We start from the raw sequence: 24,028 nt of genomic DNA on the forward strand, positions 1-24,028 counted from the left end.
TGCGAGGGCCGGCGTCAGTCCACGCCGAGCAGGCGCAGCACCGCTGTGGTGGCTGCCGCCGCGACCACGACCAGCACGAACGGCGCCCGGCGCCAGGCCAGCACCAGGCCGATCAGCACCCCGGCGGGGCGGGCGTACCCGGCGAAGCCACCGGCCTCGGTCAGCGCCGCGGTGGCGGCGAGCGCGGCCAGCAGCGTGGCGGCGCCGACCGGCAGCAGGTGGCGGGCCCATTCGGGCAGGTCCAGCCGGTCCCGCAGGAGCACCCCGGCGACGCGGAAGCCGTAGGTGCCGGCGGCCAGCGCGAGGATCACGGCGATCAGCACGAGACCTCCCCGGCCCGCACGCTCCGATCATCAGCCGCCTCGTCAGCGGTCCGGGGTGGCGCGGCGGGCGGGCGGCGGCGGGCCAGCAGCGGCAGGGCCAGCGCGGCGAGCGCGAGCAGCACCGGCAACCCGGCCGGCAGCAGCGGCGTGGCCAGCACGGCCAGGCCGGCGCCGGTCAGCGCCACCCGGCGGGTCTCCCGGTCGCGCAGGCTGGGCAGCAGCAGCGCGGCCAGCCCGGCCGGGAACGCGGCGTCGAGTCCCAGCGCGGCCGGGTCGCCGGCCGCGCCGCCGGCGAGCACGCCGAGCGCGGTGCCGGTGTTCCAGGCCAGGAAGAGCAGCACCCCGGCGAGCCAGAACGCCCGGCGCCGCCCCGGACCGGCCGGGCGGGCCAGCGCGAACGCGGTCGCCTCGTCGGTCATCAGGTGGCTGCCCAGCAGCCGCTGCCAGCGCCGGGAGCCGAGCGCGCCGCCGAGGGCCAGGCCGAACGGCAGGTGGCGGGCGTTGAGAAGCAGGCCGGCGAGGACCGCCGCGAGCGGACTGCCGGCCACGACGAGCCCCACCGCCATGAACTGGGCGCCACCGGCGTAGACGACCGCGGACATGGCGAGCGTGGCCCAGGCGGGCAGGCCGGCGGCTACCGCCACGGCGCCGAACGACGCGCCCACGGCCAGCATCGCCGCGCCGATGGCGGCGACGTCGCGGAGCACCCGGGCGTCGCCCGTTCGGTATGCCGTACGCATGTCCATTATCCTGAACGCGAGAACGCTTGTTCGTCAAACCGAACAAACCGACCGTTGGAGCGAACACATGGCGATCGACCCCGCTCCCCCACTCGCGACCATCGCCGCCGCGCTACGCCGCGAACGCGAACGGGCCGGCCTGTCGCTCACCGAGCTGGCCCGCCGCGCCGGCATCGCCAAGTCCACCCTGTCCCAGCTGGAGTCCGGGTCCGGCAACCCCAGCGTGGAGACGCTCTGGGCGCTCGGCGTGGCGCTGGACGTACCGTTCAGCCGCCTGGTCGAACCACCCGCCGCCGCCGTGCGGGTGGTCCGGGCCGGCGAGGGCCCCCGGATCCGCTCCGAGCACGCCGACTTCTCCGCCACCCTGCTCGCCGCCGGAGCGCCGCACGCCCGGCGGGACGTCTACGTGATGGAGCTGGAACCCGGCGCGGTACGGATCGCCGAGGCGCACACCCCGCGCAGCGTCGAGCACGTCGTGGTCGCCGCCGGACGGATGCGCGTCGGCCCGGAGACCGACCCGGTCGAGCTGGGACCCGGCGACTACGTCACCTTCCCCGGCGACACCCCGCACCGGTACGAGGCGCTGGCCCCCGGCACGTTCGCCGTACTCGTCATGGAGCACCCGTGACCGCGGCCGGCGCCCGGTAGAGCCGCGCCACGACCTCCTCGATGCCCGGCTCCACGATCGAGATGTCCCGCAGCGTGGCCAGGCCGGCCAGCCCGGCCACCACCTCGGCGACGCTCGCCCGTTCCAGCGCGAAGACCAGCCGCCGCCCGTCCGCCTCCACCCGCTGCACCGGCGCCCCGGGCAGCACCGGCGGCTCGGGCAGCGCCGCGTCCAGCTCGGCGACCACCATCCGGCGCGAGCCGTACCGGCGGTGCAGCTCGGCGATCGACCCGTCGTGCACCACCCGCCCGTGGTCGATCACCACGAGCCGCCGGCACAGCCGCTCGATGTCGGCCAGGTCGTGCGTGGTGAGCACCAGCGTGGTGTCGCCGGCCCGGCCCAGCTCGGCCAGGAAACCGCGCACCGCCTGCTTGCTCACCACGTCCAGGCCGATCGTCGGCTCGTCCAGGAACAGCACCTCCGGGCCGTGCAGCAGCGCCGCGGTCAGCTCACCGCGCATCCGCTGACCCAGCGAGAGCTGCCGGACCGGGGTGTCCAGGAACCCGTCCAGGTCGAGCAGGTCCCGGCAGCGGGCCAGCCGGGCCGCGTGCTCGCCGGCCGGCACCCGGTAGACGTGCCGCAGCAGGTCGAACGAGTCCCGCAGCGGCAGGTCCCACCACAGCTGCGAACGCTGCCCGAACACCACGCCGATACGCAGCGCCAGCCGGGTCCGGTCGGCCACCGGGCGCAGCCCGCACACCCGGGCCCGCCCGGACGACGGCGTCAGCACGCCGGTGAGCATCTTCAGCGTGGTCGACTTCCCGGCGCCGTTCGGGCCGATGTAGCCGAGCATCTCGCCGCGCTCCACCCGCAGGTCGACCCCGTCGACGGCGGTCACCGTCCGCTTCTCGCGGCGCAACCGCCCGGCCCGGACCCGGACCGTGAACTCCTTGCGCAGCCCGTCCATCTCGATGACGCTCATGACCCCGTACTCCGGTAGTGACGGACCCCGACGCGCCAGGCCAGGGCGGCCAGCGCCGCCGCGACCACCGCGACCCCCGGCGCGGCCCAGCCCGCCCAGGACGGCAGGCCGAGCGGGTCGGCGCGGCCCAGCAACGCCAGCGCCGGGTGGTAGCTGACAAAGGCGAACCCCATCCCGTACGCGAACAACGCGCGGAACCAGCCGCCGTACACGGTGACCGGGTACGAGGTGAAGTCACGCCCGCCGTAGGTGACCGAGTTGGCCAGCTCGCCCGAGTCGACCCAGTAGAACGACACCGTCGCGGTCAGCACGAAGACCGAGGCGAAGAAGACCACGGCGGCCAGCGGCGCGACGACCGCCAGCGCCACCCGGCCCGGTGTCCAGTCGATCCCCGCCGAGACCAGCGCGAACAGCAGCACGGCGAGCCCGAACACGGCCCGGGACAGCTTACGCAGCGGCAGGTCCATCAGCAGCAGCTGCGGCAGCGCGCCGAGCGGACGGACCAGCACCGCGTCGAACAGGCCGGTGCGCACGTACCGGGGAAGCCGTTCGATGTTGCCGACCAGCAGGTCGGCGGTGGCGAAGCCGCACGCCGACAGGCCGACCACGACGAGCGTCTCGCGCAGCGTGAAGCCGCCCAGCTCCCGCGTCACACCGAAGATCACCAGGACCGTGACCACGTCGAACACCGTCGCGCCCACGTTGCCGACCAGGTCCACCACGAACGACGTGCGGTACGCCGCCTGCGAACGCGCCTGCGCGCCGAGCAGCGCCCGGTACGCCCGCAGTTCAGCCACCCCGGGCGCGCTGTCGCGCTCAGCCACCCTGGACGCGCTGTCGCGCTCAGCCACCCTGGGCGCGCTGTCGCGCTCAGCCACCCTGGACCACCAGGCGGCGCTCGGCGCGGCGCTGCACCAGCCGGCACAGCGCCAGCAGCGCCACCACCCAGGCGGCCTGCACCCCGACCAGGGCGAGACCGGTGGACATCGGCTCCCGCTCCACCAGCACGTCCAGCGGCACCTGCAGGATGCTGGGGAACGGGGTCGCGTACCGCAGGACCGTCTCCAGCGGGCCGGGCAGGAACCCGAGCGGGAAGTAGAGCCCGGCCAGCACGCCCGAGCCGAGCGTCCACAGGATCATGGGCCCTCGGACGTCCTGCAGCCAGTACGCGGTGGCGTTCACCAGGTAGCGGCAGCCGAAGCAGACCACCACCGCGAGCAGCACGGAGAGCAGGAACAGCGGCACCGTTGCCCAGTGCCGGGGCACGTACACCGCGAAGAAGAACGGGCCGATCACCAGCGGCGGCACCAGCCGGGCCAGCGCCGCGAACCCGGCCCGGCCCAGGTCGGTGGCGAGGTAGCTGGTCACCGGGTGCACCGGTCGCAGCAGGTCGGCAGCCACCTCACCGGTACGGATCCGGTCCGCCAGGTCGGTCCAGCCCCAGATGGCGATCACCGCCAGCAGCCCCTGGCCGGCCCAGACGAACGTGGCGAGCTGCGCCCTGTCGTAGCCGGCCACGGTGCCGGCCGCGCCGGTCGCGGCGAGGAAGATGTAGCAGCGCAGGAAGCCGAACACGGTGTTGGTGAACAGCCCCGCCACGGCGGCCTGACGGTAGGTCGCGTGCCGCCGGAACCCGGCCGCCGCGATCGCGCCGAATGTCCGAAACCATGGGGTAACGTGTGCGCCGGTGGGTGGTGCCACAGTGGCGGTGACCGAGCCCACGCCGTTACCCTCCTTCCGCAGCCACGACGTGCTGGACCGGGCGACTGTACCGGCACGTCCGGCGCCCCAGCGCGCGAATTTCCAATGAGGTGACACCGCCGTGAGCGAGCGACGCGAGCCGGCCCCGGGGCCGTCCCGCGCGAGCGGCCGGAGGGGTTGCCGATGAGTGGCTGGGGGAGCTGGCGCGAGCCGGCCGAACCGGCCTGGGCCGCCGAGCCCACCCACGAGTGGCAGCCGCAGTTCCCGGGGCAGCGCTACCCGGGTGACATCGGCATCGAGAACCTGACGCCGCGCCGCCGTACCGTGGTCGGCCGCGCCGAGGTACGCCCGGTCGGCCCCGCGCCCGACGCCGACCCGTACCCGGTCAGCCCAGCAGGCGCGCACCCGGTCAGCCCGGCCGGGTTCCACCCCGTCAGTCCCGCGCCCGACACCGATCCGTATCCGGTCAGCCCGGCCGGCGCGAACCCGGTCAGTCCCGCCGGATTCCACCCGGTCAGCCCGGCGGGTCCGCACGGCCCGCACCCCGCCGGCCCGGTGGGTCCCGCGGGTCCGCGCGACGCGTACCCCGTCAGTCCGGCCGGCCCACGCGGCACATACCCGACCAGTCCAGCAGGCCCGCGCGGCACGTACCCGACCAGTCCAGCCGGCCCACGCGGCACGTACCCGACCAGTCCAGCCGGCCCACATGGCACGTACCCGACCAGTCCAGCCGGTCCGCGCGGGGCCGAGCAGCCGGGGTCCGGCGGTCCACGCGGTGGCGGCCCGGCCGGTCCGGCCACGTCCCGCGGGGCGTACCCGGCCGGGCCCACGGATCACGGCGGCCAGCGCCCTGCCGGCAGCCCTCCGGACGACCGCCGCGGGCACCCCGCGGACGGGCGGCGGCCCTGGCCGGAGGATCGGCGCCGCACCGGCCCGCCCACGCCGCCCGAGCAGCGGCTCGACCAACGCTGGGTACGCCCCGAGGCCGCACCGCGCCGGCCGTCCCAGCCCGGCTGGATGCCGGAGCCGAACGAGTTCCCGCACCATGGCGAGCGCCGGGCCGACCGCCCGCACCAGGCCGACGGACGCCGCGCCCCGGTCGAGGGCCCGCCTGCCGTGTCGGAACAGCGGTGGGGCTCGGCGTCCGACGCGCGGCGGGACCACTCCCCCGCCGGGCGCCGCGAGTCCATGCCCGACGGACGCCGCGACCGCTTCCCGGACGAGCGCCGGGAGCCGCCGTCCGACGGGCGGCGTGACCACGGCGCCGGGCGCCCGGCCGATCGGCGCGACGACGCCGTGCCGCCGCTGGAGCGGGGCGCGGCCGGGTGGGGCCAGCCGGGCCGGGACGGTTGGCGCGGCACCGACGGTGACGGCTGGCGTGACCCGAGCCGGCGTCCCCCGGCGGAGCGGCGTGAGCCGGTGGACGGCCGGCCCTTGGCAGACGGACGTGCGCCGGGCCGGGAGGCCGCCGCGTACCCGGAGACCCAGCGCCGGGCGCCCGAGAACGGGCCTCCGCAGACCGAGCCCGACCGGTACGGCGCACCGCGTCCCGGCGCCGACCAGCGGTGGCAGGGTCAGCGCCCGCCGGTCGACCGGTCCCGCCCGCACCAGGGCGAGTGGCCCATCATCGAGCCGCGGCCCCGTCCCGAGACGGACACGCGCCGGCCGGACGAACGGCAGCGCCCACCCGTGGAGCGGCCGGCGCCGCAGCGGTACCCGATGCCGCCGTCCGACGCCACCCGGCCGCCCACCGCAATGCCCCGTCCCGAGCCCAGTCGGTCACAGCCGGATGCCGCCGCCCGCCCCGAGACCCGTGCCCCGCAGTGGCCAGTGCGGCCGGACGAGCGCAGGTCGGCACCGCCGGACGAGCGCAGGTCGGCGCCGCCGGTGCAGTGGCCGGTGCGGCCGGCCGGTCACCCGCCGCCCCGGGTCGCCGACGGCCGGGAGACGGCACCGGTCGAGCCGGCCGCACACACCCGTCCCGACGACCGTCCCCGGGTCGCCCCGGTACGGCCCAATCCGGTGCCGCCGCCGGCCACGCCCGGGCGTTCCGGGGAGGGCTCGGCCGCGCCTCGGACCGGCGACACCCCGCGTCCGGCACCTCCTGCGCCGCAGGCCGGCGTGCCCGTCGCGGACGCTCCCGTTTCCGGAGCGCTCGCCCCCGCCGCGCCGCAGGCCGACATGCCTGGCGCGGGCAGCCCCGCTTCCGGCGCGGTTACCCCCGTTCCGCCTCCTTCCGACGCGCACGTCTCCCGTGCGCCCACGTCCGGAGCGCCCACTTCTGGAGCGCAGCGTCCGGGTGGCGCGGCACCGACGGACCGGAGCGAGGGCGCGGCCCGGCCCACGCTGTCGCAGGACGGGACCGCCGAGCGTCACGGCCCGCCTTCTTCCGACCCGGTGAACACGGCGCAACCCGCGAGGGCTCGCCCGGCACCGCCTGCCTACTCCGGTTCCGTGCCCGCACAGCAGACCGCGGGCAGGCCACCCGTACCCACACCGGCCGAGCAGCTACCCGACGTCAGGCCCGCCGACTCGGTGGAGCACCCGGCCCCGATCGCGCCCCGGCCAGTCGTGGAGAGCGGCGCCATCGGCGAGCCCGAGGCCGGACCGGACGCCGAGGCCAAGCCGTCGGATGTGGATGCCGGTCGTCGGCGCGAGTCCGAGGTGCAGGCTCCGTCCACGTCGGCCCCTGACGCCGACCGGCCCTACGCCGACGCCAGTGCCCGTCCCGCGCCCGGCACAGGACGGACGGAACCCGGCCCGGCTGTCGACCGGACCGGCGAGCCATCGGAGCGAGCCGAGCACCCCCGCCCGGGGGCGACAACCGCTCCGCCCTCCCCGGCCACGGACTCCGGCGCCGAGGCATGGTTCCGTCCCAGCCAGCCCGCCGCCCCCGCCCAGACACCGGAACCGCCGGAGATCTTGGACGATTCCGGCCCCCCTGGGGGTCATTTCGTACCAGGATCTGTGGCAGACCGGGCCGAGCCGGCGACGATTCGTACCCCCGAGGTGGCCGAGGCCGGGTCCGGTACCGGCTCGACGCCGCCCGCTACCGGCGTCACCACGCCATCCGACGCCGCAACCAGCGACGCCACACCGAGCGCCCCTGCCGCCACCGACATCAGCACCAACGCAAACACCGACACCGACGAATCCACGAGCACTGCGGACCCGGCGGCCGGACACCTGGACACACCGGACGGGACCGCTTCCGGCGGGGAGAACGCGGGCAACCGCATGCCCGCCACCGGCACGTCCGCCGACACCGGAAGCGGCCGGCCGGTCACCGACGCCGAGCCGCCGGTCACTGTAGATGCCGGGCAGGACGCCACGGATTCAGAGGCTGGCGGCGGGAGCCAGACAGCCGGCGAGCCGGGCAGGGCCGGTCACGTCGAGGAACCGGCCACCACACCGGAGCCGACCGGCAGCATCCGGGCCGACGCCGACCGCGCCGACATCACCGCCTCGCCACTGGAGTCTCCGGGCAGCCGAGCCGAAGCCGACCTCACGAGCATCGCGACCCCGCAATCGGCACCCGCCGGCACCGAGCCCTCCGGCATCACGATCCCGCAGCCGCAGGCCGCCGACACCCCGGCCACCGCGCCCGGCGAGGACTCCGACGGCGAGACCGCACCGACCGGTGACCCGGACCGCGCACCCGCCGAGCCTACGGCCGGCGGCAAGCCCACACCCGACACCGACACCACAACCGTCGACCCGGAGCACGACCGCGAGCCCGCACCACCCGAGCCCGCCGACGAGCCGACCGCTCAGACCGACGACGCGCCGACTCCCCGTACCGAAGAAGCGGACACCGAAGCGGACGCCGAACCGGCCGGACCGCCGCCGCCCCCGGCGGACCCGGAGCAGGCCCTCGCCGCGGTCGGCTGGCGGCTGGATCCGCGTACGCTGCGCGAGGAGGCGCCCGATCCGGCGCAGTTGCGGCTGATCCGGGACGGCCTGACCGGCAAGCTCGACACCACACTGGACAACCGTGGCCGGGCCCGGCTGCTGAGCCTGCGCGCGGTGGCGTCGCGGATCCTCGGCGACCTGGACGACGCGCTCGGGGACGCGCGGCTGGCAGTCACGTACGCGGAGACGACGGGTGAGCTGCGGCGTACCGCGTTGGCCCGGGCCCGTCTCGCGGAGGCGCTGCGGTGGCGGGGTGACCACGCGGAGGCCGACCGGCTCTTCGCCGAGACGAACTCGCCGGAGCTGCCGGACCCGCTGCGCGCGTTGCTGCACGAGCACGCCGGGCGGAGCTGCTACGACCAGGGACGGCTGACCGAGGCGTGCCTGCACTTCGAGAGGGCGCTGGACCTGCGCCACGGCGAGGACGCGGCGATGAACGCGCGCGTCGAGGTGGCGCTGGACGCGGTCGCGGAGCGGGCCGCCGCCGACGGTTTCGGTCCGGCGCCGCGCCGGCCCGAGGAGGTGCTCGGCGCGCCGCGTCTCCCGGTGGCGACGTTCGACGAGGAGCAGCAGCTCTGGGGGTACGCGAACGCCGACGGCGAGATGGTGATCGCGCACCGGTACGCCGAGGTGCAGCCGTTCCACGAAGGGCTGGCCTGGGTACGCCGTCCGGAGGCGTCCCGCTGGGCGCTGATCGACACGTCCGGCGCGGCGCTGATCGAGGCGAACAACGGCTACCGGGCGGTGGGCGCCTTCTCCGAGGGGCTGTCCTGGGTGTCGATGGACGGCAAGGGCCGCTGGATGGCCGTGGACCGGATGAACATCGTGCGGATCCCGCCCGGGTACGAGGAGGTCAGGTCGTTCCGCAACGGACTGGCGGCGGTACGGCAGAACGGCGGCTGGGGCGCGGTGGACCTCACCGGCGAGGTGGTGGTGCCGACCCGGTACCACGGTCTCGGCACGCCGCTGGCCGACGGACGGAAGGTGGACGGGTTCACCGCCGACGGCCTGGCCGTGGTCGAGCTGGCCGGCCGCCGGGGCGTGGTGGACCGCGCCGGGCGGGTGGTGGTCACGCCGGCGTACCCGACTGTGGTGGTGCATCCGGTGGCGTTCATGGTCGCCACGGAGTCGGGCCGGTGGGGCGCGCTGGACCGGCGCGGCGACCCGCTCATCGACCCGGTGCATCCCGGCCGCGCGGCGGTGGTCGCGGAGATCGACCGTCTGCTCGCCGACGCCAGCCCGGTGCTCTGACCCGCGCCCGGCGGGGAGCGCCGGACGGCGGTCGCCACCGGGCAGGACTAGGGTCGGGAGCATGGAATTCCGTCACCTGGGCCGCTCCGGCCTGATGGTCAGCGAGATCTCGTACGGCAACTGGATCACCCACGGCTCACAGGTCGAGGAGGACGCCGCGCTCGCGTGCGTCCGCGCCGCTCTCGACAGCGGCATCACCACGTTCGACACCGCCGACGTGTACGCCGGCACCCGGGCCGAGTCGGTGCTCGGCCGCGCGCTCAAGGGTGAGCGCCGGGAAGGGCTGGAGATCTTCACCAAGGTCTACTGGCCGACCGGGCCGGGCCGCAACGACAGGGGCCTGTCCCGCAAGCACATCATGGAGTCGATCGACGGCTCGCTGCGCCGCCTGCAGACCGACCACGTCGACCTCTACCAGGCCCACCGGTACGACTACAGCACGCCGCTGGAGGAGACGATGGAGGCCTTCGCCGACGTCGTACGCTCCGGCAAGGCGCACTACATCGGCGTCTCCGAGTGGAAGGCGTCGCAGCTGCGCGAGGCGCACGCGCTCGCCCGTGAGCTGCGCATCCCCCTGATCTCCAACCAGCCGCAGTACTCGATGCTGTGGCGGGTCATCGAGACCGAGGTGATCCCGGCCAGCGAGGAGCTGGGCATCGGTCAGATCGTCTGGTCGCCGATGGCGCAGGGCGTGCTGTCCGGCAAGTACCTGCCGGGCCAGCCGCCGCCCGCCGGCTCCCGCGCCACCGACGAGAAGTCCGGCGCGAACTTCATCGCGCGGTTCCTCAACGACGACGTGCTCACCCGGGTGCAGCGGCTCAAGCCGCTGGCCGAGCAGGCCGGACTGACGATGGCGCAGCTCGCCGTCGCGTGGGTGCTGCAGAACCCGAACGTCGCCTCGGCGATCGTCGGCGCGTCCCGGCCCGAGCAGGTGCACGACAACGTGAAGGCGGCGGGCGTGAAGCTCGACGCCGACCTGCTGAAGGCGATCGACGAGATCGTCGAGCCGGTCACCGAGCGGGACCCGGCGAAGACCGAGAGCCCGGCGCAGCGTCCGTGACGTCGCGCCGTTCCCGGGCCGGCTCGCTCCGGCCCGGGAACGGCCGGTCGGCTACTGCCAGAAGCGGATCAGGGCGTAGCCGATCTGGTACAGCTCCCGCGGCAGCCCGAGCGCGTCGCCGACGGCGAACACCGCGCCGAAGAACGCCCGGTTGATCTGCGGGCTCCACAGCAGCGCGAACAGCAGGATGAAGCCGTACGGGGCGAACAGGTCGTACATCCGCCGGTAGGCGGGGCTGAGCCAGGGCTGGAGCATGTTGCCGCCGTCCAGGCCCGGCACCGGCAGCAGGTTGAGCACGCTGGCGGTGAGCTGGAGGAACGCGAGCAGCCCGACACCGGCCCAGAACTCCAGCGGGCCGCCCAGCTCGGGGCCCCACGCCACCGCGGCCACCAGCACCAGCGTGAACAGCACGTTTGTGGCCGGCCCGGCCAGGCTGACCAGCGTGTGCCGCAGCCGGCCGGGGATGGCGTGCCGGTCCACCCAGACCGCGCCACCGGGCAGGCCGATGCCGCCGAGCAGCACCACGACCACCGGCAGCACGATCGACAGCAGCGGGCTTGTGTACTTCAGCGGGTTGAGCGTCAGGTAGCCCCGGTGGGCGATGTCCCGGTCACCGGCCCGGTACGCGACCACGGCGTGGGCGTACTCGTGCAGGCACAGTGAGACCAGCCAGCCGGAGACCACGAAGAGGAACACGTCGAACCGGACGTTGCCGTACCGGTTCCAGGCCATCACCCCGCTGGCCACGAAGAGCGCGACCAGGGCCAGGAAGATCGGGCTCGGCCGGAACGCCGCCCGGGGCACGCCGAGGACCAGCGGCTCGCCGGGACGGTCGTAGCCGGTCATTCGGCCGGGGGTTGCAGGCTCATCCGGTAGTCCACCCGGTCGTCCTCGACCAGCACGACGGTGGTGACGCCGGATGCCGCGAGCTCCCGCCAGGTCTGGCCGATCCACGACTCGGCGTCCGCCTGGCTCGTGAACGACTCGTCCGGCCCGTCGACCGCGTCGCCGTTCGTGCCCTCGTACCGCCAGCTCCACGCCATGCCGCGTCTCCCCTCGCCGCCGTCGTCCCGCAGGACGCCAAACCTCCGCAAGCCTAGTCGCCCGCCCACGACGCTTCACCCCTCGACCGGCGCGGGCCGACGCGCGGGTGCCCGCAAGGTTCGGCCGTCACCAGCGGGGTATCCACGCCGGACGTCGTCAGCGAGGGAGGACACCATGCGGCCGTTGCGGGAGATGGACACCGAGGAGATACGGGCGATGGCGGTACGCGGCGGCATCGAGGCGGCCCACGAGATGGACCGGGAGGAGCTGCTCGACGCGCTTCTCGCCCGCCCCGGCGAGGGAGCCTGGCAGGAGGATCCGAAGCCGGGTGACGTGAATCCCAACGACTATCGCTTCGAGGCCCCCGAGCGCCGACCGCGATGAGCCACCTCTCACTGCCCCGCCGGGGCGGCGGCATCTAAGGTACGGGGCATGTCCGTTGACGGGTGGCACACCCTCCTGGTGCTCGGCGGTATCCGCTCCGGCAAGTCCGAGATCGCCGAGTCGCTGGTCGCCGACGCGCCCACGGTCCGGTACGTGGCGACCGCCCCGGCCGGGGATCCCGAGGACACCGAGTGGGCGGCCCGCCTCGCGACGCACCGCGCCCGCCGGCCGGGGAGCTGGACCACCGAGGAGACGGCCGCGAACCCGGGCCGACTGGTCGAGGTGATCGCCGCCGCCGGGCCGAACGAGACGCTGCTCGTGGACGACCTGGGCGGCTGGGTGACGGTGCTGCTCGACCCGGCCCACCAGCCGGCCGACGACACCGCCACGATCGCCGAGCTGGCCGCGGCGGTGCGCTCCAGCACCGCCCGGCTGGTGCTGGTCAGCCCCGAGGTGGGCCTGTCCCTGGTGCCCACCACGCCGCTCGGCCGGGCGTTCACTGACGCGCTCGGCGCCGCCAACCGCGCGGTCGCCGACGCCTGCGACGCGGTCGCGCTGGTGGTCGCCGGTCAGACCACATGGCTCAAGCCGGCCGCTCCGGCCCACGCCGTGCCGCCCGCCGGCACGTCGCCCGAGGCCGGGCCGAGCCGCGACGCGGCGCCCCAGGTCGCGACATCCTGGGCCACGGCACCCCGGCCCGCGCCGGACCAGGCCGCGCCGACCGGAGCCGCCGCGAGCCGGACCGCACCGGCTCAGGCCGTACCGGCCGACCTCGGCGCCGGGGACGTGACGCTGCCCGAGGTGCTCACCCCGGCCGCCGCCCCGCTGCCCGCCCCGGCCGCGTCCGACGAGCCCGGCACGGGCGACTGGGCCGCCCCCACCATGGCGCTGCCGATGATCGCCACCGGCCTGGTGATCCAGCCGGGCATGGAACTGCCGATGCCTGACGACTACACCGGTCCGCAGGCGGTCGACCGGCTCGCCACGCTCGACCTTCCCGGCGCCGGTCTGGGCGTGCTGGAGCAGGTGGTCGGCTTCGCGGCCGCCACCCAGGGCACCTCGATGCCGCGGCCGTGGGACTCGGTGCGCGTACTGCTGATCCAGGGCGACCACGAAGGCGGCGTGTCGGCCGGCGCGCCGGCCGGTGAGTCGGCCCGCCGGGCCCGGCAGGCCCGCGCGGGCCGGGGCGCGCTGGCCCGGCTGGCCGCCGAGAACCGCGCCGACCTGCAGATCGTCGAGGCGCCCACGTCGGCGCCGATCGAGGACCGCCCGGCCCTGCCCGGCGACGAGGTGGAGGCGGCGCTGCGTTACGGCTGGCGGCTCGCCGAGCAGGCCGCCGACGCGGGGGTGCAGTTGCTGGTGCTCGCCGCGTGCGGTGCGGGCGCCGAGGCCGCCGCCGCGGCGGTGCTCGCGGCCACCGCGGGCGCGGAGCCGCCCACCGTGCTCGGCCGGGTGATCACCGAGCAGGGCGAGATCGACGACGCCGCCTGGATGGTCCGCTGCGCGGCGGTACGGGACGCGCTGCACCGCACCCGCCGCTCGTCCCGCGAGGCCAAGGACATCCTGGCCGAGCTGGGTGGCGGCGACATCGCGCTGGCCACCGGCGTCCTGCTGGGCGCCACCGCCCGTAGGGTGCCGGTGCTGCTGGACGGCCCGGTCGGCACCGCCGCCGCGATGGTCAGCCGCGACCTGGCCGGGCAGGCGCGGCACTGGTGCCTGCTGCCCGACCACGGCGGCCGTCCGGGTGTGCGGCTGGCCGCCGACGTGCTCGGCCTGACGCCGCTGGTGGACCTGCGGCTCGACCTGGGCGAGGGGGCGACCGCGCTGGCCGCGCTGCCGCTGCTGCGCTCCGCGCTGACGCTCGCCGCCACGCTGCCGGCGCACCCGTCACTCGGCGGCGACGACAGCTACGACAGCGACGCCGACCGGACCGGCGACGAACCGGACTTCGCCGAGCCGGAGCCGGCCGGGCCGGGACCGACCACGATCGGGTCCGACGAGCCGGTCTCCCCCGGCCGACGTGCCGACTGAGGCGCGGCTCGCCGACGGCATCCGGCTGGCGCTCACCACGTTCACCACCGCACCGGTACGCGCCGGCCGGGTCGACCGGGCCGCCGCCGGCACCGCGATGGCGCTCGCCCCGCTGGTCGGCGCGCTGCTCGGCGCCGTACTCGGCGGGGCGCTGCTGCTCACCGGCGCGCTCGCGCCACCGCTCGTCGCCGCCGTGGTCACGGTCGGGCTGGGCGCGCTGCTCACCCGGGGCCTGCACCTGGACGGGCTGGCCGACACCGTGGACGCGCTCGGCTCGTACCGGCGTGGTCCGGCCGCGCTGAAGATCATGAAGCAGCCGGACGTCGGCCCGTTCGGGGTGGTCGCGCTGGTGGTCGTACTCCTGCTCCAGAGCGCGGTGCTCGCGGAGCTGGCCGGCCGGGACGCGCTCGCCGCGTTCGCCGCCGTGGTCGCCGCGACCGCGGCCGGGCGGCTCGCCGTCGGCGTGGCCTGCCGGCGCGGCGTGCCGGCCGCGCGGCCGGAGGGCCTGGGCGCGCTCGTGGCCGGCACCGTCGGGTGGGGCGCGCTGGCGCTCGGCGCGGTCGCCGTCGCGCTGGCGGCCGTGCCCGCGGTGCCGGACCGTCCGTGGCAGGGGCCGATCGCCGTGCTCGGCGCGCTCGCCGTCGCGGCCGGGCTGCTCCGGCACCTGGTACGCCGCTTCGGCGGCATCACCGGCGACGTGCTCGGGGCGCTCGTGGAGATCGTCACCACGCTGTCCTACCTGGGACTGGTGCTGACCGGCTGAGCGTCACCGGTCCGGGCGGGTAGCGTTCGGGGCGAGTGCACCGGCGCGGTCGAGGGGGACGGCATGCTCATCACGGACGACTTCCTGCCGGTACCGGTGCCCGAGTCGCTCGACGCGACCTATCTGGTGCCGATCACCGGGCTGCCCAAGGTGAGCCCGAAGACGGCCGTGGAAGGGCTGGCCGGGCGGCTCGCCGAGCCGGTGCACGGGCTGGCCAAGCAGATGCTCGACAGCCCGCTGATGACCGTCGACACCCGTACCGTCGACGAGTTCCCCGAGCTGCCGCCGGACCTGCTCACCGCGTTCGGCGCCACCGAGGAGCAGCTGGCCCGGCTGGCTGCCGCCACCCACCTGGTGGTGGTGCAGGCCGAGTACCGGCCGGGCTGGCCGCCGGCGCACGAGTGGGCCGCCCGCGCGGTGGCCGCGGCGGTCGCCGAGACGGTCGGCGGGGACGTGGTGGACGTCTTCGGGCTCCAGTTCCTCGACCCGGCGGCGGCGCTGCGCTCGCTGCCCGACGAGCAGGGCCGGATCCGGCTCGTCGACTGGGTGCTGGTGCCCTACTCCTCGGACTCCGACGGGCTGTGGTTCACCACGAAGGGGCTGCGCCGGTTCGGGCTGCTGGAGTTGCAGGCCCAGGGCGTGCCGGACCACCTGACCCGGGCGTGGGGCGCGGTGATGACCGGCGCGGCCCGGCGGCTGCTGCGGGACTGGACCGACGGGCTCGCCGGTGAGGAGGTGCCGGCGTTCGTGCAGCTACCGGTGCTGGCCACGGTGACCGGGCACGACATCGCCGTGGCGTACGGCAATCCGGAGCAGCACGGCGCGACCGCGCCGGTGCTGCTGCGGCTGGAGCTGGACCCGGCCACCGACCCGGACGCCGACTCGTTCCTGAGCCTCAACCCGCCGCCCGGGCATCCGGGTCCGCCCGGCCGCTACTTCGCCGCCGCCTGCGCGACGCTGTTCAACGGCATCCAGCCGGACGTGCGCTACACCCGCACCGGGGACGCGATGAGCCGCGCGGTGGAGACCGCCCGGGAGGCGCTCGGCGACATCCGGGCCCGGTTCCTGGCCGGGCGGCTGCCCGAGGAGAGCCAGCTCGTGGTCAAGTACGGGCTGCCCGGCGACGACGGCCCCGAGTACGTCTGGGCCGGGGTGACCTCGTGGGAGAGCCCGGAACGGATCGTCGGCGCGAGCGCCAGCGACGCCAACACCGACCCGAGCGTACGGATCGGCTCCCCGGTGGTGGTGGAGGCGTCGGACGTGGTCGACTGGGCGGTGCTGGACGGCACCGGCGTGCTGGAGGGCGGCTGGACGCAGGCAGTCCTCGACGCCGGGGAGCGCGGCGAGGACTGACCCGCGCGGCTCAGCGCGCCGAGGGCCGATCCGCCTCCGGCCTCAGCGCACCGAGGGCTTGACGAACGGCGGCCGGGTCAGGCGCATCCGGGCACGGCGGCCCCGGATGTCCACCTCCAGCTCCTCGCCGTCGGCCAGCTTCGGGTCGGTGTCGACGAGCGCCAGCGCGACGCCGTGCTTGAGCGTCGGGCTGAACGTGCCGCTGGTGACGGTGCCGACCTGCCGGTCGCCCGCGTACACGGCCATGCCGGGGCGCGGGATGGCCCGGTCGACAGCGGTCAGGCCGCGCAGCGTACGGGCGGGTCCGGCGGCCTTCTCGGCGCGCAGCGCGTCGCGGCCCCAGAACGCCGGCTTGTCCCAGCCCACCGCCCAGCCGGAGCGGCCCTGCACCGGGGTGATCTCCGGGGACAGGTCCTGCCCGTGCAGCGGGTAGCCCATCTCGGTGCGCAGCGTGTCCCGGGCGGCCAGGCCGCAGGCACGGACGTCGCCGGCTGCGGCGAAGAGCGCGTCCCAGACGGCGACCGCGTGCTCGGACGCCACGACCAGCTCGTAGCCCAGCTCGCCGGTGTAGCCGGTGCGGCACACGGTCAGCTCCACCCCGTCGAGCGTGGCGGTGGAGAAGCTCATGTAGTCGTGCCCGGTGGGCAGGCCGAGCGCGCCCAGCAGGTCCGCCGAGCGCGGGCCCTGGACGGCGAGCACCGCGTACGCCTCGTGCTCGTCGGTGACGGTGACCCCGGCGGGCGCGGCGGCGCGCAGCCGGCGGGCCACCTCGGCGGTGTTCGCCGCGTTGGGGATCAGGAAGACGTGGTCGTCGGCGTGCAGGTAGGCGATGATGTCGTCCACCACGCCGCCGGTGGCGTCGTCGCAGCAGAGCGTGTACTGCGCCTGACCGGGGGCGATCCGGCCGAGGTCGTTGGTGAGGCAGGCGTTGACGAAGTCCGCCGCGCCCGGCCCGGTGACCCGGATCTTGCCCAGGTGCGAGACGTCGAACACGCCGACGCCCTCACGGACGGCGGTGTGCTCCTTGAGCACGCCGCCACCGGCGTACTCCAGCGGCATCTGCCAGCCCCCGAAGGGGGCGAACTTCGCGCCGAGCGCGGTGTGCCGCTCGTGCAGCGGGGAGCGGCGCAGCCGGGTCTCGGCGGCGTCGGAGGTCACCTCGGTCATGGGTGGCAACTTACCGGCCGCGACGACTGTGGTTAGCATCGGCGGGATCCCGTCGGCGCGCATCGGCGGGACACCCACGCCTTCCGGCGGGTAGGTTGCCGCCGGAGACACCTTCACCGCCGGTACGCGACGACGCGGCCGGCCCGGCCCGCCCGGAGTAGCTTTCGTGACATCGCCCCGCACCACCCTCAGCCTGGTCGACACCGACCCCGCCGAACTCGCCGTCGACGCGATCGTGATCGGCGTGCACAGCCAGACCACCGAGCCGGGCAGCGGCGCACCCGCCCACGCCCTGCTGCTGGCCACCGGCGGGGAGAGCATCGCCGCCGCGTTCGACGGAAAGCTGACCGAGACGCTGGCCCTGCTCGGCGCGACAGGTGGCCCGGGCGAGGTGATCAAGTTGGCCACGCTGGGCACCGTGACCGCCCCGCTGGTCGTGGCCGTCGGCCTCGGCCCGGAGCCCTCGGGCGCCGCTCCGGCCCCGGAGTCGCTGCGCCGGGCCGCCGGCGCCGCCGTACGGGCGCTGGCCGGCGCGGCGCGCGTCGCCCTGGCCCTGCCGCTGCCCGACGACGCCGACGCCCCGGCCGCGCTGCGCGCGGTCGCCGAGGGCGCGCTGCTGGGCGGCTACCGGTTCGCCGGCTACAAGACCAAGCCGCAGCCGGCCCGCCGTGAGCCGGTGGCCGAGGTGCTGGTGGCGGTGCCGGACGCGGCCGACGCGACCGCCCAGGCCGAGGTCGCGCGGGCGCAGGCGGTAGCCGGCGCGGTGCGGACCAGCCGGGACTGGGTGAACACCGCGCCGAACGAGCTGCGTCCCCCGGCGTTCGCCGACGCCGTCTCCGCCGCCGCCCGCGAGGCGGGGCTGGAGGTCGAGGTGCTGGACGAGGCGGCGCTCAAGGCCGGTGGCTACGGCGGCATCCTCGCCGTCGGCCAGGGCTCCGAGGCCCCGCCGCGGCTGGTGAAGCTCACCTGGACGCCGGAGGGCGGCGGCAACGGCAAGCGGGTCGCGCTGGTCGGCAAGGGCATCACGTTCGACACCGGCGGCATCTCGATCAAGCCGGCGCAGGGCATGTGGGAGATGAAGTCGGACATGGCCGGCGCGGCGGCGGTCGGCGCGGCCATGCTGGCGATCGCGGCGCTCAAGCCGTCGGTCACCGTCACCGGCTACCTGCCGATGGCGGAGAACATGCCGTCGGGCGCCAGCTACCGGCCGGGCGACGTGATCAGCATGTTCAACGGCAAGAAGGTGGAGGTGCTCAACACCGACGCCGAGGGCCGGATGGTGCTGGCCGACGCGATGGCGCGGGCCTGCGCGGACGGCGCGGACTACCTGTTCGAGACCTCCACGCTGACCGGCGGGCAGGTGATCGCGCTGGGCAAGCGGATCGCCGGTGTGATGGGCACCCCGGAGCTGTGCGAGCGGGTGCGGGTGGCCGGTGACGCGACCGGTGAGCCGGCCTGGCCGATGCCGCTGCCGGACGACGTGCGCAAGGGCATGGAGTCGGACGTCGCGGACATCTCGCAGGTCAACGCCGGGATGGACCGGGCCGGGCACATGCTGCAGGGCGGCGTGTTCCTGCGCGAGTTCGTCACCGACGACGTGGCGTGGGCGCACATCGACATCGCCGGTCCGGGTTACCACTCGGGCGAGGCGACCGGCTACTGGACCAAGGGCGGCACCGGCGTGCCGGTGCGTACGCTCGTGCACCTGGTCGAGGACGTCGCCACCAACGGCTGACGTGTAAGGAAGGGCCCCTTCTTAACGCCTCGCGTTGTAGAAGGGGCCCTTTTTAACACCCGCGCCCGCGCCCGCTCAGAACGGCTCCGGGCGGCGCTTGCGGCGTTCGTTGTAGTCGCGCATGCGCTGCGGATAGCCCATCAGCCGCACGTCGTAGATCGGGATGGCGATCCGGTGCGCCCAGCGGCGGGCCTCGTCCGGCCCGCCGACGCGCCGCCGGGTCCACTCGCCGTCGTCGGCGATCAGCATGATCGTGGTCTCGGTGACCGTCGTACGGGGCTCGATGTACGCCTCGACGCCCTTACGGGTCCGGACGAAGTTCTCCAAGTGGTCCAGATCGGCGCGGTCGGCGGCACGGTCGCGGCTCGCCGGGGCGGCCCGCTTTCGTCGTCGGAACAACCCCACCGAATCCACTCCTCCCCCAAGCCGTCGTCGAGGACGGTGCCAAGGGTACGTGTCACCGACGTGTCGTTGGGCACCTCGGTACGCGCCCGGTCCGTGGTGGTGACAAGATGACCGAGGTGGGGTGTGCCTGTTACTCCGCCGTAACCCCCGATGCAGTGACGCGACCTGGGAGTTGGATGTGAGCGAGCCGAACGACACGACCTTCGACATCGTCATCCTCGGAGGTGGTAGCGGCGGCTACGCGGCGGCGCTGCGTGCCGCCCAGCTGGACCTCTCCGTCGCCCTCATCGAGAAGAGCAAGCTCGGCGGGACGTGCCTGCACAACGGGTGCATCCCGACCAAGGCGCTGCTGCACGCCGCCGAGATCGCCGACCAGACCCGCGAGTCCGAGCAGTTCGGCGTGAAGGCCGAGCTGGTGGGCATCGACATGAAGGCGGTCAACTCGTACAAGGACGGCGTGATCTCCCGCCTGTACAAGGGCCTGCAGGGCCTGGTGGGCAGCAGCAAGAAGATCACCTTCGTGGCGGGCGCCGGCAAGCTGGTCGGCAAGAACGTCGTCGAGGTGGACGGCAAGCGCTACACCGGCCGTAACGTCGTGCTGGCCTCCGGCTCGTACGCGAAGAGCCTGCCCGGCCTGGACGTCGACGGCGAGCGGATCATCACCAGCGACCACGCCCTGACCCTGGACCGCGTGCCGTCCTCGGCGATCGTGCTCGGCGGCGGCGTGATCGGCGTCGAGTTCGCCAGCGTCTGGAAGTCCTTCGGCGTGGACGTGACCATCGTCGAGGCGCTGCCCCGCCTGGTCGCCGCCGAGGACGAGGAGTCGTCGAAGGCGCTGGAGCGGGCGTTCCGCAAGCGTAAGATCAACTTCAAGGTCGGCAAGCCGTTCGAGAAGGTCGAGAAGACCGACAAGGGCGTGAAGCTGACGATTCAGGGCGGCGACACGGTCGAGGCCGAGCTGCTGCTGGTCGCCGTGGGCCGCGGCCCGAACACCGCCGGCCTCGGCTACGAGGAGCAGGGCGTCAAGATGGACCGCGGTTACGTGCTGACCGACGAGCGGCTGCGCACCAGCGTGCCGAACGTCTACGCGGTCGGCGACATCGTGCCCGGCCTGCAGCTCGCCCACCGCGGCTTCCAGCAGGGCATCTTCGTCGCCGAGGAGATCGCCGGGAAGAGCCCGGCCGTGATCGACGAGGCCGGCATCCCGCGCGTGACGTACTGCGACCCGGAGCTGGCGTCGGTCGGCCTGACCGAGGCGAAGGCCAAGGAGCAGTACGGCGCCGACAAGATCAAGACGTACAACTACAACCTGGGCGGCAACGGCAAGAGCCAGATCCTCAAGACCGCGGGCCACGTGAAGCTGGTCCGGGTGGACGACGGCCCGGTGGTCGGCGTGCACATGGTCGGCGCCCGGGTCGGTGAGCTGATCGGCGAGGCGCAGCTCATCTACAACTGGGAGGCGTACCCGGCCGAGGTGGCGCAGCTCGTGCACGCCCACCCGACGCAGAACGAGGCTCTGGGCGAGGCGCACCTGGCCCTGGCCGGCAAGCCGCTGCACGCGCACGCCTGACACGACAACCGCGGCGTCCGGCGACGGGCGAGAATCCCACCAGGGAATGAAGGAGTCTGGAGAACATGCCGGTATCGGTCACCATGCCCCGGCTCGGCGAGAGCGTCACCGAGGGCACCGTCACGCGCTGGCTCAAGCAGGAGGGTGACACCGTCGAGGTCGACGAGCCCCTGCTCGAGGTGTCGACCGACAAGGTCGACACCGAGATCCCGTCCCCCGCGGCGGGCGTGCTGAGCCGGATCGTGGTCGGCGAGGACGAGACCGCCGAGGTCGGCAGCGAGCTGGCGGTCATCGCCGGTGAGGGCGAGGACGCGGGCGCGGCCCCGAAGCAGGAGGCCGAGCCGGCCACCGAGCCGACCGCCGCCGCCGAGGGCACCGGCCCCGAGCCGGAGCAGCAGGCCGAGGAGGCCGCCGCCGAGCCGGGCGCCGAGGCCGAGCAGCCGGCCGTCGAGGAGCCGGCCCAGCCGGCGGCGTCGTCGGGCGAGGGCACGCCGGTGACCATGCCGGCCCTGGGCGAGAGCGTCACCGAGGGCACCGTCACCCGCTGGCTCAAGCAGGTCGGTGAGACCGTCGAGGTGGACGAGCCGCTGCTGGAGGTCTCCACCGACAAGGTCGACACCGAGATCCCGTCGCCGGTCGCCGGCACGCTGCAGGAGATCAAGGTCGCCGAGGACGAGACCGCCGACGTCGGCGCCGTGCTGGCGATCGTCGGGGTGGCCGGTGCCGCGCCCGCGAAGGCGGAGCCGAAGCCCGAGCCCAAGCCGGAGCCCAAGGCCGAGGCGAAGCCGGAGCCCAAGCCGGAGCCCAAGCCGGAGCCGAAGGTCGAGGAGCCGACGCCGGGCGCGGCCTACAACGAGCCGGCCGCCGAGGCGGAGCAGGCCGCGCAGCCGGCCAAGGCCGAGGCGGCGGCCCAGCCGGCCGCGCCGGCCGCCACGCAGCGCCGGAGCGTTCCGGCCGAGCACGGCGAGGACTCCGCCGGGTACGTGACGCCGCTGGTGCGCAAGCTCGCCGCCGAGCACGGCGTGGACCTGGGCTCGGTCAAGGGCACCGGCGTGGGTGGCCGCATCCGCAAGCAGGACGTGCTGGAGGCGGCGGAGAAGGCGAAGGCCGCCAAGCCCGCGCCGACCGCCGCCGCTCCGGCCGCGAAGGCGGAGGCGCCGGCCCAGCCGGCCGCCAAGCCGCAGCCGAGCGCCAAGCGGGGTACGACGGAGAAGCTGCCGCGTATCCGGGCCACCATCGCCAAGCGGATGCAGCAGTCGCTGCACGAGACGGCCCAGCTGACCACCGTGGTCGAGGTGGACGTCACCCGGGTCGCGAAGCTGCGGGCGCGGGCGAAGGAGTCGTTCCAGGCCAAGCACGGCGTGAAGCTGTCGTTCCTGCCGTTCTTCGCGCTCGCCGCCGTCGAGGCGCTCCAGACGTACCCGATCGTCCAGGCCAGCATGGACCTGGAGGGCGGGACGATCACCTACCCGGCCGCGGAGCACCTGGGCATCGCCGTGGACACCGAGCGCGGCCTGCTCGTGCCGGTCATCCACAACGCCGGTGACCTGAACATGGGCGGCATCGCCAAGCGGATCGCCGACCTGGCCGAGCGCACCCGGGCCAACAAGATCACCCCGGACGAGATGGCCGGGGCGACGTTCACGCTCACCAACACCGGCAGCCGGGGCGCCCTGTTCGACACCCCGATCGTGCCGTCGCCGCAGTCGGCGATGCTCGGCACGGGCGCTGTGGTGAAGCGCCCGGTCGTGGTGAACGACCCGGAGCTGGGCGAGGTCGTGGCGATCCGGTCGATGGTCTACCTGGCCATGTCGTACGACCACCGGCTGATCGACGGCGCCGACGCGGCCCGTTTCCTCACCGCGGTGAAGGAGCGGCTGGAGGCCGGCAACTTCGAGGCCGAGCTGGGTCTGTAGATCCGAGACGGCGAGGGGGCGCGCGGCGACATGCCGTGCGCCCCCTTCGTCGTCAGCGGCCTCAGCCCTTCAGGTGCTCCTCGGATACCGTCCAGAGCTGCTCGGCGGCCTCCGGGTCCCGGGCGTACGGCGCCCAGCCGGTCCGCGTGCCCGGCTGGTTCGGCCCGGCCTCCTGGCAGTCCTCGAAGTACCGGCCGCCGACGCCGTCGAGCAGCGGTGAGGTGGCGACCAGCACCGAGGTCGCCGCGCCCTGCTCCGGGGTCTTGAACGAGGCCGCACCGCCACCGCTCTGCGCGCGCATCCGGGCCAACTCCTCCTCGGTGATGTAGCGCTGGAGGTTGGTCCGGATCGCGCCGGGCATCAGCGCGTTGGTCCAGATGCCGTCGTCGGCCCAGCGGCGGGTCGCCTCCACCGCGAACAGCACGTTCGCGGTCTTGGACTGCCCGTACGCCAGCCACGGGTCGTACGGCCGCTGCCGGAAGTGGATGTCGGAGAACTCCACCGGCGACCGCAGGTGGGCGGCCGAGCTGACCGAGACGATCCGCGCGCCACCGGCCGCGGCGAGCGCCGGGCGCAGTCCGGTGGCGAGCGCGAAGTGCCCGAGGTGGTTCGTGGCGAACTGCATCTCCCAGCCCTGCTCGGTACGCATCTCCGGGGAGGCCATGATCCCGGCGTTGTTGACGAGCATGTGCAGCGGCCCGTCCCAGTTCCGGACGAACGCGGCCACCGACGCGAGATCGTCCAGGTCGAGCGGGGCGACCAGGATCCGGTCGTTGCCGGTGGCGCCGGTGAGCTCGGCGGCGGCGCGCTGACCGGCCTCGGTGTTGCGGACGGCGAGGGTGACGTCCGCTCCGGCGGAGGCGAGCGCGCGGGCGGTCTCCACGCCGATCCCGGAGGCGCCGCCGGTGACGACGGCCCGCCGGCCGGTCAGGTCCAGGTCGCGGACCACTTCCAGGGCGGTGGTCTCGGAGTCGAACGGGGTCGTGACTGGTGTCGGGGTTGTCATGGTCCATCCTTGTCGACGGCGACGCGGACCGATGTCCGCCCGCTACGATGAGAAGCGGAGGATCCTCCGTTACTTGCT

General features: G+C 74.8%; 20 protein-coding genes. 10 read left to right on the top strand and 10 right to left on the bottom strand.

What is annotated here, in order from left to right; translation table 11 throughout:
* Nucleotides 1-14 precede the first annotated feature (14 nt).
* Both DQE82_RS10500 and DQE82_RS10505 read right to left on the bottom strand, forming a co-directional pair.
* Nucleotides 15-323: an AzlD domain-containing protein gene (locus tag DQE82_RS10500; protein WP_069088991.1), complete on the bottom strand. Its 309-nt coding sequence runs from the start codon at nucleotides 321-323 to the stop codon at nucleotides 15-17.
* Nucleotides 317-1,063, bottom strand: coding sequence for an AzlC family ABC transporter permease (locus DQE82_RS10505; RefSeq protein ID WP_069088990.1), 747 nt, complete (start codon nucleotides 1,061-1,063; stop codon nucleotides 317-319). The genes DQE82_RS10500 and DQE82_RS10505 overlap by 7 nt, the downstream gene beginning before the upstream one ends.
* A 67-nt stretch (nucleotides 1,064-1,130) precedes the next feature.
* Here DQE82_RS10505 and DQE82_RS10510 point away from each other — a divergent pair, with 67 nt between their 5' ends.
* A complete protein-coding gene (locus tag DQE82_RS10510) occupies nucleotides 1,131-1,691 on the top strand; it encodes a helix-turn-helix domain-containing protein (RefSeq protein WP_043329354.1) in 561 nt (186 codons plus the stop codon).
* Here the strand turns inward: DQE82_RS10510 and DQE82_RS10515 are convergent.
* From DQE82_RS10515 to DQE82_RS10525, 3 genes are all read right to left on the bottom strand, one after another.
* Nucleotides 1,675-2,652 (bottom strand): ATP-binding cassette domain-containing protein, encoded by a 978-nt coding sequence (locus DQE82_RS10515; RefSeq protein ID WP_113972552.1) that lies wholly within the window; start codon nucleotides 2,650-2,652, stop codon nucleotides 1,675-1,677. The genes DQE82_RS10510 and DQE82_RS10515 overlap by 17 nt on opposite strands.
* On the bottom strand, nucleotides 2,649-3,449 hold the full coding sequence (locus tag DQE82_RS10520; protein WP_113972724.1) for an ABC transporter permease: 801 nt from the start codon (nucleotides 3,447-3,449) through the stop codon (nucleotides 2,649-2,651). Before DQE82_RS10520 ends, DQE82_RS10515 begins: the two co-directional genes overlap by 4 nt.
* A gap of 73 nt (nucleotides 3,450-3,522) precedes the next feature.
* Nucleotides 3,523-4,374: an ABC-2 family transporter protein gene (locus DQE82_RS10525; RefSeq protein ID WP_064448306.1), complete on the bottom strand. Its 852-nt coding sequence runs from the start codon at nucleotides 4,372-4,374 to the stop codon at nucleotides 3,523-3,525.
* A gap of 162 nt (nucleotides 4,375-4,536) precedes the next feature.
* On the opposite strand from DQE82_RS10525, the gene DQE82_RS31090 reads away from it, so the two are divergent.
* Both DQE82_RS31090 and DQE82_RS10540 read left to right on the top strand, forming a co-directional pair.
* Nucleotides 4,537-9,516, top strand: a complete 4,980-nt coding sequence (locus DQE82_RS31090) for a WG repeat-containing protein (RefSeq protein WP_233514632.1) — start codon at nucleotides 4,537-4,539, stop codon at nucleotides 9,514-9,516.
* A 61-nt stretch (nucleotides 9,517-9,577) separates the two neighbouring features.
* On the top strand, nucleotides 9,578-10,576 hold the full coding sequence (locus tag DQE82_RS10540) for an aldo/keto reductase family protein (RefSeq protein WP_030500117.1): 999 nt from the start codon (nucleotides 9,578-9,580) through the stop codon (nucleotides 10,574-10,576).
* Between the two features lie 51 nt (nucleotides 10,577-10,627).
* On the opposite strand, the gene DQE82_RS10545 is transcribed toward DQE82_RS10540, so the two are convergent.
* Both DQE82_RS10545 and DQE82_RS10550 read right to left on the bottom strand, forming a co-directional pair.
* Entirely contained in the window at nucleotides 10,628-11,422 is a 795-nt protein-coding gene (locus DQE82_RS10545; RefSeq protein ID WP_043329346.1) for a site-2 protease family protein, read from the bottom strand.
* On the bottom strand, nucleotides 11,419-11,619 hold the full coding sequence (locus DQE82_RS10550; RefSeq protein ID WP_043329344.1) for a hypothetical protein: 201 nt from the start codon (nucleotides 11,617-11,619) through the stop codon (nucleotides 11,419-11,421). The genes DQE82_RS10545 and DQE82_RS10550 overlap by 4 nt, the downstream gene beginning before the upstream one ends.
* 175 nt (nucleotides 11,620-11,794) lie before the next feature.
* Between DQE82_RS10550 and DQE82_RS10555 the strand changes: the two genes are divergently transcribed.
* The 4 genes from DQE82_RS10555 to DQE82_RS10570 all read left to right on the top strand — a co-directional run bounded on the left by DQE82_RS10555 (nucleotide 11,795) and on the right by DQE82_RS10570 (nucleotide 16,151).
* Nucleotides 11,795-12,004 (top strand): hypothetical protein, encoded by a 210-nt coding sequence (locus tag DQE82_RS10555; RefSeq protein WP_064448305.1) that lies wholly within the window; start codon nucleotides 11,795-11,797, stop codon nucleotides 12,002-12,004.
* Nucleotides 12,005-12,052: 48 nt separating this feature from the next.
* The gene (locus DQE82_RS10560; protein ID WP_113972554.1) at nucleotides 12,053-14,035 is read left to right on the top strand and encodes a bifunctional adenosylcobinamide kinase/adenosylcobinamide-phosphate guanylyltransferase; all 1,983 of its coding nucleotides are present in this window, start codon (nucleotides 12,053-12,055) and stop codon (nucleotides 14,033-14,035) included.
* Nucleotides 14,025-14,798 (top strand): adenosylcobinamide-GDP ribazoletransferase, encoded by a 774-nt coding sequence (gene cobS / locus DQE82_RS10565; protein WP_113972555.1) that lies wholly within the window; start codon nucleotides 14,025-14,027, stop codon nucleotides 14,796-14,798. The genes DQE82_RS10560 and cobS overlap by 11 nt, the downstream gene beginning before the upstream one ends.
* A 63-nt stretch (nucleotides 14,799-14,861) precedes the next feature.
* Nucleotides 14,862-16,151: a DUF2314 domain-containing protein gene (locus tag DQE82_RS10570; protein ID WP_043329341.1), complete on the top strand. Its 1,290-nt coding sequence runs from the start codon at nucleotides 14,862-14,864 to the stop codon at nucleotides 16,149-16,151.
* Nucleotides 16,152-16,193: 42 nt separating this feature from the next.
* Here DQE82_RS10570 and gcvT read toward each other — a convergent pair whose 3' ends face one another.
* Complete coding sequence (gcvT, locus tag DQE82_RS10575) at nucleotides 16,194-17,318, bottom strand: glycine cleavage system aminomethyltransferase GcvT (RefSeq protein WP_043329340.1); 1,125 nt, start codon at nucleotides 17,316-17,318, stop codon at nucleotides 16,194-16,196.
* 166 nt (nucleotides 17,319-17,484) lie between these two features.
* Between gcvT and DQE82_RS10580 the strand changes: the two genes are divergently transcribed.
* Nucleotides 17,485-19,053 carry a leucyl aminopeptidase gene (locus DQE82_RS10580; protein WP_064448300.1) on the top strand — a complete coding sequence of 523 codons (1,569 nt, stop codon included), beginning with the start codon at nucleotides 17,485-17,487 and terminating at the stop codon, nucleotides 19,051-19,053.
* A 75-nt stretch (nucleotides 19,054-19,128) separates the two neighbouring features.
* Here the strand turns inward: DQE82_RS10580 and DQE82_RS10585 are convergent, their stop codons facing one another.
* Nucleotides 19,129-19,458 (bottom strand): hypothetical protein, encoded by a 330-nt coding sequence (locus DQE82_RS10585; RefSeq protein WP_113972556.1) that lies wholly within the window; start codon nucleotides 19,456-19,458, stop codon nucleotides 19,129-19,131.
* 178 nt (nucleotides 19,459-19,636) lie between these two features.
* Between DQE82_RS10585 and lpdA the strand changes: the two genes are divergently transcribed.
* Together lpdA and sucB are read left to right on the top strand one after the other, a co-directional pair.
* Nucleotides 19,637-21,028, top strand: coding sequence for a dihydrolipoyl dehydrogenase (gene lpdA / locus DQE82_RS10590; protein WP_043329337.1), 1,392 nt, complete (start codon nucleotides 19,637-19,639; stop codon nucleotides 21,026-21,028).
* Between the two features lie 65 nt (nucleotides 21,029-21,093).
* Nucleotides 21,094-22,944: a 2-oxoglutarate dehydrogenase, E2 component, dihydrolipoamide succinyltransferase gene (sucB, locus tag DQE82_RS10595; RefSeq protein WP_069088985.1), complete on the top strand. Its 1,851-nt coding sequence runs from the start codon at nucleotides 21,094-21,096 to the stop codon at nucleotides 22,942-22,944.
* Between the two features lie 61 nt (nucleotides 22,945-23,005).
* On the opposite strand, the gene DQE82_RS10600 is transcribed toward sucB, so the two are convergent.
* Nucleotides 23,006-23,950, bottom strand: a complete 945-nt coding sequence (locus tag DQE82_RS10600) for an SDR family NAD(P)-dependent oxidoreductase (RefSeq protein ID WP_043329336.1) — start codon at nucleotides 23,948-23,950, stop codon at nucleotides 23,006-23,008.
* Nucleotides 23,951-24,028: the final 78 nt, after the last annotated feature.

It is taken from the genome of Micromonospora sp. LHW51205, from assembly GCF_003315815.1.
In the GTDB taxonomy this organism is placed as follows: Bacteria; Actinomycetota; Actinomycetes; order Mycobacteriales; family Micromonosporaceae; genus Micromonospora; species Micromonospora chalcea.

Bases quoted from the DNA above. Each gene is read 5' to 3' on its own strand.
- DQE82_RS10570 (WP_043329341.1), top strand. From the start codon at position 14,862: ATGCTCATCACGGACGACTTCCTGCCGGTACCGGTGCCCGAGTCGCTC.
- DQE82_RS10505 (WP_069088990.1), bottom strand. From the start codon at position 1,063: ATGCGTACGGCATACCGAACGGGCGACGCCCGGGTGCTCCGCGACGTC.
- DQE82_RS10560 (WP_113972554.1), top strand. From the start codon at position 12,053: ATGTCCGTTGACGGGTGGCACACCCTCCTGGTGCTCGGCGGTATCCGC.
- sucB (WP_069088985.1), top strand. From the start codon at position 21,094: ATGCCGGTATCGGTCACCATGCCCCGGCTCGGCGAGAGCGTCACCGAG.
- DQE82_RS10540 (WP_030500117.1), top strand. From the start codon at position 9,578: ATGGAATTCCGTCACCTGGGCCGCTCCGGCCTGATGGTCAGCGAGATC.
- DQE82_RS10510 (WP_043329354.1), top strand. From the start codon at position 1,131: ATGGCGATCGACCCCGCTCCCCCACTCGCGACCATCGCCGCCGCGCTA.
- gcvT (WP_043329340.1), bottom strand. From the start codon at position 17,318: ATGACCGAGGTGACCTCCGACGCCGCCGAGACCCGGCTGCGCCGCTCC.
- DQE82_RS10515 (WP_113972552.1), bottom strand. From the start codon at position 2,652: ATGAGCGTCATCGAGATGGACGGGCTGCGCAAGGAGTTCACGGTCCGG.
- DQE82_RS10600 (WP_043329336.1), bottom strand. From the start codon at position 23,950: ATGACAACCCCGACACCAGTCACGACCCCGTTCGACTCCGAGACCACC.
- DQE82_RS31090 (WP_233514632.1), top strand. From the start codon at position 4,537: ATGAGTGGCTGGGGGAGCTGGCGCGAGCCGGCCGAACCGGCCTGGGCC.
- DQE82_RS10555 (WP_064448305.1), top strand. From the start codon at position 11,795: ATGCGGCCGTTGCGGGAGATGGACACCGAGGAGATACGGGCGATGGCG.
- DQE82_RS10545 (WP_043329346.1), bottom strand. From the start codon at position 11,422: ATGACCGGCTACGACCGTCCCGGCGAGCCGCTGGTCCTCGGCGTGCCC.
- DQE82_RS10550 (WP_043329344.1), bottom strand. From the start codon at position 11,619: ATGGCGTGGAGCTGGCGGTACGAGGGCACGAACGGCGACGCGGTCGAC.